General features: G+C 64.4%; 1 protein-coding gene. It reads right to left on the bottom strand.

From position 1 onward, the window contains the following. The coding region (locus tag ACW9IR_RS30555) for an efflux RND transporter permease subunit (protein WP_457466351.1) at positions 1 to 208 on the bottom strand (208 nt) is incomplete at both ends.

The raw sequence follows: 208 nt of genomic DNA on the forward strand, positions 1-208 counted from the left end.
TCGGATAGCGCAGGCTGATCGGGAAGCGCGCCAGGCCTTCCACGGTTTCGCCAATGGTTTCCCCGCCGATGGCACCCGACACAATCGACTGCACATCGGCGATGTTCAGTCCGTATTGCGCGGCCGCTGCCCGGTCGATATCCACGTCGATGTAGCGCCCACCGGTCAAGCGTTCGGCCAAGGCTGAACTGACGCCCGGCACGCCCTT

It is taken from the genome of Pseudomonas sp. SDT291_1_S447 (genome assembly GCF_054070155.1).